8 protein-coding genes, 1 tRNA gene and 1 other annotated feature are annotated in these 8,574 nt (G+C 41.2%); of the genes, 2 read left to right on the plus strand and 7 right to left on the minus strand.

The annotated features are described in order from the left end of the window. Positions 1 to 208 precede the first annotated feature (208 nt). A tRNA-Cys gene (locus tag IV50_RS06720) sits at positions 209 to 279 on the plus strand. A 48-nt stretch (positions 280 to 327) separates the two neighbouring features. Here the strand turns inward: IV50_RS06720 and IV50_RS06725 are convergent. From IV50_RS06725 to gnd, 6 genes are all read right to left on the minus strand, one after another. Continuing rightward, the gene (locus tag IV50_RS06725; RefSeq protein WP_057746897.1) at positions 328 to 900 is read right to left on the minus strand and encodes a xanthine phosphoribosyltransferase; all 573 of its coding nucleotides are present in this window, start codon (positions 898 to 900) and stop codon (positions 328 to 330) included. 11 nt (positions 901 to 911) lie between these two features. Continuing rightward, positions 912 to 2,195: a nucleobase:cation symporter-2 family protein gene (locus tag IV50_RS06730; protein ID WP_057746899.1), complete on the minus strand. Its 1,284-nt coding sequence runs from the start codon at positions 2,193 to 2,195 to the stop codon at positions 912 to 914. Positions 2,196 to 2,439: 244 nt separating this feature from the next. After that, positions 2,440 to 3,705 (minus strand): tyrosine--tRNA ligase, encoded by a 1,266-nt coding sequence (gene tyrS, locus IV50_RS06735; protein ID WP_057746901.1) that lies wholly within the window; start codon positions 3,703 to 3,705, stop codon positions 2,440 to 2,442. A 76-nt stretch (positions 3,706 to 3,781) separates the two neighbouring features. Beyond that, positions 3,782 to 3,978, minus strand: a binding site (T-box leader). Between the two features lie 50 nt (positions 3,979 to 4,028). After that, on the minus strand, positions 4,029 to 4,664 hold the full coding sequence (locus tag IV50_RS06740) for an NAD(P)H-binding protein (RefSeq protein WP_057746904.1): 636 nt from the start codon (positions 4,662 to 4,664) through the stop codon (positions 4,029 to 4,031). Between the two features lie 388 nt (positions 4,665 to 5,052). Next, positions 5,053 to 5,748, minus strand: coding sequence for an FGGY family carbohydrate kinase (locus IV50_RS06745; protein WP_057746906.1), 696 nt, complete (start codon positions 5,746 to 5,748; stop codon positions 5,053 to 5,055). Positions 5,749 to 5,858: 110 nt separating this feature from the next. Beyond that, complete coding sequence (gene gnd / locus IV50_RS06750; RefSeq protein WP_057746908.1) at positions 5,859 to 6,770, minus strand: phosphogluconate dehydrogenase (NAD(+)-dependent, decarboxylating); 912 nt, start codon at positions 6,768 to 6,770, stop codon at positions 5,859 to 5,861. Between the two features lie 157 nt (positions 6,771 to 6,927). Here gnd and IV50_RS06755 point away from each other — a divergent pair, with 157 nt between their 5' ends. Continuing rightward, complete coding sequence (locus IV50_RS06755; protein WP_057746909.1) at positions 6,928 to 7,770, plus strand: MurR/RpiR family transcriptional regulator; 843 nt, start codon at positions 6,928 to 6,930, stop codon at positions 7,768 to 7,770. A 36-nt stretch (positions 7,771 to 7,806) separates the two neighbouring features. On the opposite strand, the gene IV50_RS06760 is transcribed toward IV50_RS06755, so the two are convergent. Continuing rightward, a complete protein-coding gene (locus tag IV50_RS06760) occupies positions 7,807 to 8,451 on the minus strand; it encodes a hypothetical protein (RefSeq protein ID WP_057746911.1) in 645 nt (214 codons plus the stop codon). Positions 8,452 to 8,574: the final 123 nt, after the last annotated feature.

The following is an 8,574-nucleotide window of genomic DNA, read 5'->3' on the forward strand; positions in this document are numbered from 1 at the left end:
ACTTGTAAGGCAGGTGCTCTCCCAGCTGAGCTAATCGTCCATCATTTTGTTTTTGAAACACCTCTCGGCATCTCAACAACAAAAATTATTATACCTAGGATATGAGAACATTGCAAGCTCTTTTTTAAATTAATTTCAATTTATTTTTGTATTCGCTTAGCGTTGCATGTTTAGGGACTTTCTTATATAATAGAATTTGCTTGTTTATGGTGGTGTAGCCAAGTGGTAAGGCAGTGGTCTGCAAAACCGTGATCGTGGGTTCGATTCCCATCACCACCTTAATTTAAATAAAAACAGCGGATGTTCAATTGAACATCCGCTGTTTTTTTAGTCTGCAAATTCAACTTGTCCATCATTGAAAGCTGAAATACGCGCCAATGATTCCACATGAAGTCCGGCTTCGTCCAACAATTGACGACCCTTTTGGAAAGTTTTTTCAATAACAATTCCGACACCAACCAATTCAGCACCAGCTGCATCGACAATTTCCATCATCCCTTGTACAGCTTGACCATTGGCTAAGAAATCATCAATCAATAAGACGCGTTCTCCCTCATTGATAAAACGCTTATCCACGATGATATGATTCGTTTCTTGTTTCGTGAATGAGAAGACGTCGGCCGTATAGTTTTCGGCTGAGAGCGTCAACGATTGCTTCTTACGGGCAAATACCATGGGTACATCCAAATCCAAGGCAGTGAATACCGCTGGTGCAATACCAGACGATTCAACCGTCAACACTTTATCAATTTTTTCGTCGCGGAAAAGACGGGCAAATTCTTCTCCAAGTTGTGCCATTAACTTAGGATCCACTTGGTGATTGAGGAAATTGTCTACTTTTAATACATCTTCCCCCAACACACGCCCATCTTCACGGATACGATCTTCTAATAACTTCATGTCATACTCCCTTAATTATCTTTGCGGCCTGGAATAATAATATTCGAAGCAACCGCCATAACTGACGTTACAACCACAGCATTCTCAATGACCAAACGAATTAGTTCAGGTAATTTTTGGAACACTTGTGGGTAAACGGTAATACCGATTCCTGCGCCAATTGATAGTGCCGCAATCATCAAATTACGATCTTGGCCAAAATCAACTTGGTGCAAAATGGTAATACCTTGTACACCGATTGTACCAAATAGGACTAGCATCGCACCACCCAAAGCTGATGATGGAATCATCGTTGCTAGGGCACCAAATTTAGGTAGTAGTCCGATAATTAACAACATTGCCGCTGCATAATAAATTGGACGCTTTGACTTTACACCAGACAAGCGCACAACACCCACGTTTTGTGAGAATGTTGAGTATGGGAAGGTACTGAAAATCCCTGATAGCATCACTGCCAATCCTTCAGAACGATAACCACGTGCCAAATCCTTCTCCGTTAAATCAGTACCTGTTAAGTCAGCCAAGGCAAAATAAACCCCAGTTGATTCAATTAATGAAGTCAGCGCAACCACCGACATTGTAATAATTGCTGAAAGATGGAAGGTTGGAACACCCATATAAAATGGTGTTGGTAAGTGGAACCATGAAGCTTGTAATACCGGTTCAATTGAAACATGGCCTAAAAAGGCCGCGAAAATCGTTCCAATAATGATACCTAGTAATACCGCGATGGCTTTCAAAAAGCCTTTTGCAAAGATGTTCAATACGACAATCGTCACAATGGTCACCAAAGCAATCGTTAAATCAGGCATATTCCCAAAACTAGCAGCCTTTGGATCACCACCACCAATGTTTTGAATGGCAACCGGAACTAAAGCAAACCCAATCACAGTAATCAGGGATCCGGTCACAACTGGTGGGAAAAAACGACGTAACTTAGCAAAAATACCAGCAATTAAGAAGACGAAAATACCAGCACCAATTGTGGCACCATACATTGCACCAATTCCTAATGTACTTCCGATGTTAACTAACGGCGTCACCGTTTGAATCGCTGACCCAATCACCACCGGTAGACCGATTCCAGTAAAACGCGTTACCTTCAATTGCAAGAGCGTCCCAATTCCAGTCATGAAAATATCAGCTGAAATTAATACCGCCATTTGCGTTGCTGAAAAATGTAAGGCTGCACCAATCATTAATGGGACGAGTACCCCACCTGAATACATTGCCAAAACATGCTGAATCCCTAAAATAAGCGATTCAAGTCGATTAGGTTGTTTAACCGTGTCCATGTGTTCCTCCTCAGAAACTGTCCCAATCAAAAATGGTGCATAAAAAAAGCCATTCAAAAAAGAATGGCTTCAAAAATACTAAGTGAGTAGTCTATGTCTCGGGACATAGGTATGAACTCGTTGGCCATTCTCCAACCATTATACTCATAGGACTTGTTATTTAATATCCATAGTATAACAATAATTCGGATTTTTGGCTAGTATTATTTAATATTTAATTTATCGTTCGTGTTTTGATGTGAAACTAAGCTGATTGCACTTTACCAACAGCCCACTTCTTCTTTCCACGCTTTACAATGACGTATTTACCATCAAAAGCAGCCTTTGGATCGATGATTGTTTCGACATCCTTAATTTGCTCACCATTAATGCGGATAGCACCATTTGTAACAGATTCGCGGGCACGTGTCTTTGATGTTTCAAGACCAGCAGCCACAACCAAATCTAAGATACCTATAGGTTCGTTACCAATTTCAAAAGTTGGTACATTTCCAGCCAAAGCTGCTACATCATCAGTTGAAAGACTCGCAACATCAGCATTACCAAACAACACATCAGTCATCTTTTCAGCCGTTTCTAACGCAGCTTTTCCGTGAACAAATTCAGTCACTTCTTCGGCCAAACGACGTTGTGCTTTACGGGCTGCAGCATCTGTCTTGGTTTCGGCAACCAATTCGTCAATTTCAGCCTCTGGTAAGAACGTAAAGAACTTCAACATCTTTTCAACGTCATCATCAGCTGTATTCAACCAGAACTGGTAGAATTCAAATGGTGTCGTCTTTTCCGGATCCAACCATACGGCCCCACCTTCAGTCTTACCAAACTTAGTTCCATCAGACTTCAATAACAACGGTACAGTCAATCCGTAAGCTTCAGCATCGCTACCTTCAAGCTTATGGATCAAATCAACCCCACCCGTGATGTTTCCCCATTGGTCAGAGCCACCTAATTGCAAACGTACATGTTCACGTGTCCACAATTCATGGAAATCAATGGCTTGCAAAATTTGGTATGTAAATTCAGTAAATGAAATTCCAGCATCCAAACGTGAGGCCACAACATCCTTAGCCAACATGGTGTTGATTGGGAAAAGCTTTCCGTAATCACGCAAGAATTCGATCAATGACAATTGACCCAACCAATCCTTGTTGTTCACAATTGTAAAACCATCTTTTCCGAATAGCTTTTCCATTTGCTTACTCATCTTAGCAACGTTAGCGGCAACTTGGTCATCCGTCAACAATTGACGTTCTGACTTCTTACCAGATGGATCACCAATTGAACCCGTTCCACCACCGACAACGATAACTGGGCGTTGTCCGGCCAATTGGAATCGCTTCAAAACCATGAAGGGAATCAAGTGCCCAATGTGCATTGAATCGCCAGTTGGATCGATTCCAACGTATACCCCAATTTGTTCTTTATCCATTAATGCAAGCAGACCAGCGGGGTCTGTTTGTTGGTTGATGGCTCCTCGCCAAGCAAGTTCTTGTAAAATATCCTCAGTCATATCGCTGACCCTCCAAAAAGTTTTAGTATATGTGCTTGATTGGAACAGAAAAAGCGCCCCAATCAGCGAAAAAACTGATTAGGACGCTTATTTTAAGCGCGGTACCACCTAATTTGCCACAATCACTTGTGACCACTTATCTTGCTCATAGCGCTGAGCGAAACGTGCAAACTTGTATGATGAATGTAATTCAGATGATGCTTTGGCACGGTTTACATCAGCCACCGTGTTTCTGAATTTCCAAAGCAACGCCCTACTATTTTCATCTTTGCGATACGATGATTATAGCACGCTACTTAAAAAAATGCACCGCTATTTGTTTTTTATTTATCTGAAACCGTGAAACGGGCCATCTTAAATTGTGGTTGCTCGATTTCATCCATGACAGCCCCTGCTAAGTTACCTGATGTAACATGTGACTTGCCGTCACTAGCATGCATCAAATGATCTTTACCCAAGACGTATTCAGTCTTAGGCCCCTCTGTGTATTCGTTCTGAGCTGAAATGGCGGTCCAGTTAACATCCCGTGTGCTTAGTAATACTTGTAACTCAGTAACACCATAACGTGGTTCATCAACCCATGCAGCTGCATCTGGCAAGGTCTTTAGGAAGTCATAGACATAACTGCCATCTTCTTGCAAAAGTGGACCAGCCCCCAAAATAAAGAACATGCGAACATCATGATGACGTGTTTGATGAATCAAATGTGTCAACACATCTAAGTTTTGTTCTGGCTCAGTATGATTAGCAAATGCATCAATCACGACGTCAAACTGGTCTAATTGCGTTCCTGTAATAGCAAAGGCGTCTTCAACGATTAATTGGGCATCTGATCCCAAAACGTCCTTACCGCGTGTCTCATTGCGAACAAAACCGGTAACATCGTGTCCACGGTTAATCGCTTCGTTGTATAATGCTTTACCGGTCATACCAGTTGCGCCAATAATTCCAATTTTCATGTGTGCTACCTCTTTTTTATCCTTGTATTTAACTTACTAAAGATAAGTGTATCACGTTTGCGGACAAAAAAACAGAGTCTCTCTCGCTAAACGAGTGCAGACTCTGTCATGTGGCATAGACCACCACGTACTATGCCACTTTTTCACCATATCATGTTCATGGGTACCACCCCATCAACAATCCCCTTCCTTAAAGCCATCATCCACATGACTTTAAGGAATCTTTTTCTCCGACCAAAGTTAAGCTCTTCACCTCTTAACATCAGCCATCACTGGACGGCAAGGCATCGCACCTTCAATCCCTTGAGATTGCAGTCCTGGATCATCACTTCCTGACTAACCGCATCTCCAGCAACAAAAAATATTATAGCACAGTCTTTTTACAAGATTAATGCATTTTAAAGTTTGTAGCATCGGTAATCATTTCTGGTAGCCAATCAACATCCAAACGCCCAGTCAATTCATCCTTAGAAACAAGATCAGGTAATTGTTCCACACGTAGACCAGTTAAGGCTAACGCTTGACCGTCCCAAGTAGCATATTCTGTATTATAAAATCCAGTTCGTGCTGCAAACGCAGCGTCGGTTGTATTTTGTCCGAATAACAAATAGACCATATATTCACGCAATGTCATATAGTGCGCAGCATGTGCATAAATTTCTGGTTCTTCGTTTTTAAGACGCAACGTAATAATTAGCGGAAGTGTCACCGCTAGCGGCACTCCTGTTTTACGTTGCAACTGTCCACCAATTCCATTCATCATTAACGCTTCGATAAAATGTGCGTCGGTGTCCTTACCCATCAAAATTGGGGGCAATGGGTTAAAATTCTCATCCAATGCCATCCAACCGTTCATGATATTTTTAAAATATACTTGTTGAATTTCGTCATTATGTTGAAGAATATTTTCAAGATGAGCGAAGGCACTTTTCACAGTAGTCAAAAACTCATCTAAGTTTAGTACGGTTACTGCAAAATCGTGTCCTGCATAGGGCGTATGGATATTTTGTACTTGTCCGTTTTCGTCAGCTAAGACGACATCGATACCCAGCGGGTTAATATCGACTAGTAATTCATATTTCATATTGTATGTCCTCAACTTTTCTGTATCTATTATACCGTATCGTCAAATAGATACACAAAAAAACATCTAATCAAAATTGATTAGATGTTTTATTTCATGTAATTTTTAAATTACTTTCCTGAAGAATCAGTAGCGTGACCACCGAATCCGTTACGCAAAGCTGAAACAACCTTACCTGAGAAAGTATCTTCTTGCAATGAACGGTAACGAACCATCAATGAAGTTGTGATGATTGGTGCAGGAACTTCCAACTTCAAAGCTTCTTCGGCAGTCCACTTACCTTCACCAGATGAGTGCATACGACCTGAGATAGCTGAAAGCTTAGGATCCTTGGCGAATTGTTCTTCAGCCAATTCCATCAACCATGAACGGATAACTGATCCGTGGTTCCACAACTTAGCAACTGCTTCGTAGTCGTAGTCGAATTCTGAGGCTTCCAAGATTTCGAATCCTTCGGCGATGGCTTGCATCATTCCGTATTCGATACCATTGTGAACCATCTTCAAGTAGTGACCTGAACCTAGCTTACCAGTGTACAAGTAACCATCTTCTTCGGCAATATCATTGAACAAAGGTTCAAGAGTCTTCCACGCTTCAGCATCATCTCCACCGATCATGAAGTTTCCACCGTTACGAGCACCGCTCATTCCACCAGAAGTACCTGCATCGAAGAACTTGATACCAGCAGCAGTAGTGCGCTTGTTTTGTTCCAAGTTGTCGTGGAAGTTTGAGTTACCACCATCAATGATGATATCTCCTTCGTCCATCTTTTCGATCAAAGTATCGATAGTTGAGTTAGTTGGTGCACCAGCTGGTACCATTACCCAAACGATCTTTGGTGATGGTAGCTTTGCCAACATATCATCGATAGAATCTGAAGCAGTAACCTTATCAGAATAGTCTGCAGCTTCCTTAACAAATTCAGGGTTCAAGTCGAATGCAACAACTTCGTTTCCGTTGTCAACACTGTTCTTAACCAAGTTCAAGCCCATCTTACCAAGGCCGATCATCGCGAACTTCATGTCATATACCTCTTTTTTTCTTTTTGTTTTATTCAACATGTCTATTATAATGCAAAAGATTTTCATAATGCAAGCCTTTTATTGTAAAATGTTTACATATATATAATAAGTGCGTATACTAAACTTCTACAAACAACAAATAAGGAGCCCAATATCCATGCAACAATCAGGTTTTGCACGCATTAAATCGTTGCGTGATCAACTTTCTGGGTCTGACAAAAAAATTGCTGACTATATCTTAGACCACGCTAATTCCGTTCAGGGTTTGACCATTAAAGGGCTAGCTGATGCGGTAAATGTTTCAACAGCCACTATTTCTCGTTTTGTAAAACGAATTGGATTTTCATCTTTCCGAGAATTTTCACTTAGCTTAACGGCGGTCATGCAACCCGATAACGCTTTTTTCGGTGAAATTGAAAATAATGATGATACAAATGCCATTGTTAATAAAGTTTTCAAGGGAGGTGAAAATGCCTTATCATCAACTTTCAATCTAATTCCCACTGAAAGTTGGGATACCGCCTGCGCTTGGATTATCAATGCCCGAAAATTAGGCTTTTTCGGTATTGGTGGTTCTTCCATTGTCGCCTTAGACGGTTATCACAAGTTTTTACGAACGCCAATTGATGCCGAACAACATCCAGATTATGATGTGCAGCTTATGCAAGCTGTTCGGATGCGTGATACCGATGTTGCGATTGTTGTCTCACACTCAGGTCGCAATCTGGACACACTAAAAATCACCCGACAATTAAAAGCCAACAATGTAAAAGTCATTGCGATTACCGCTTATGTTAATTCAACGCTAGCTAAGCTAGCGGACCTAGTGTTACCTAGTTCTGCTGAAGAAATTAACATTCGAAGTGAATCAATGTCATCGTTGTTAGCCCAATTAGCAATTATTGATAGTCTCTTCACCCTCGTTGGTGTTCATCTTGGTCCAGATACACTGGAAATTGTAGATAGCATTCGTCAAGCCATCGACCACACTCGTGAATAAAGCAAAAGACCGTAACCAATATAGTTACGGTCTTTTTTATACATACTTTTTAACTTCTGCCAACCATTGTTGGCTACCCGCATCTAGTTCTAACGGTTCATCCAATTGGACGGTCTGGTTCAATTCTGCCACCTTCGACCAATCAATGTGGTTTTCGACCACGAAACTTTGGGCGAGCTGTTCAACTTGTGCGTCAGTCGTTTTATGGAGTTGCTCTGGTGTCTGCTTGAATTGATTAATAAACCAATTACTTGCTAATTTTTGTGCCACCAACTCAGTAAATTGTAAGTCTGAAAGATCATCTTCAAGAATAATCCGTTGACTTAACGGAATCGCAGGAATTTCTTTGAGCATGAATGTTTTGGTTTGAGGCCAACTATCCGCAACAATTTTATAAAACTGCCACGGAACATTGACATCAATTTGCTGAAGCGTTTGCTGTAGTTGCGTATGGAGCGACCATGGATTACCATTCCCGAGCACCATAAACTCCTGCAACAATCGTCCATTAGTCTCCTCAATGAGGGCGGGCGCTTTATTAACCAAGTGATGTCTAACCAAAATAAAGTCCATCATTTGTGCTGGGGCAATTGTTTGAGTTTGCTTGAGCTGAGCTTGTTTAGCTTTGTATTTTTGATGCTTTTGTTGTTTAACTTGTGCAAACTTCCCTTGCTTTACCATACTCACAACTCCCCTCTTTAATCTAGCAAAAAACACCCTAGTTGCAATAACTAAGGTGCTTTGATGACTCCGAATGTCGGGCTCGAACCGACGACAACACGATTAACAGTCGTGTGCTCTACC

Source organism: Weissella viridescens, from assembly GCF_001437355.1.
Lineage (GTDB): Bacteria > Bacillota > Bacilli > Lactobacillales > Lactobacillaceae > Weissella > Weissella viridescens.

Bases quoted from the DNA above. Each gene is read 5' to 3' on its own strand.
- IV50_RS06725 (WP_057746897.1), bottom strand. From the start codon at position 900: ATGAAGTTATTAGAAGATCGTATCCGTGAAGATGGGCGTGTGTTGGGG.
- IV50_RS06730 (WP_057746899.1), bottom strand. From the start codon at position 2,195: ATGGACACGGTTAAACAACCTAATCGACTTGAATCGCTTATTTTAGGG.
- tyrS (WP_057746901.1), bottom strand. From the start codon at position 3,705: ATGACTGAGGATATTTTACAAGAACTTGCTTGGCGAGGAGCCATCAAC.
- IV50_RS06740 (WP_057746904.1), bottom strand. From the start codon at position 4,664: ATGAAAATTGGAATTATTGGCGCAACTGGTATGACCGGTAAAGCATTA.
- IV50_RS06745 (WP_057746906.1), bottom strand. From the start codon at position 5,748: ATGAAATATGAATTACTAGTCGATATTAACCCGCTGGGTATCGATGTC.
- gnd (WP_057746908.1), bottom strand. From the start codon at position 6,770: ATGAAGTTCGCGATGATCGGCCTTGGTAAGATGGGCTTGAACTTGGTT.
- IV50_RS06755 (WP_057746909.1), top strand. From the start codon at position 6,928: ATGCAACAATCAGGTTTTGCACGCATTAAATCGTTGCGTGATCAACTT.
- IV50_RS06760 (WP_057746911.1), bottom strand. From the start codon at position 8,451: ATGGTAAAGCAAGGGAAGTTTGCACAAGTTAAACAACAAAAGCATCAA.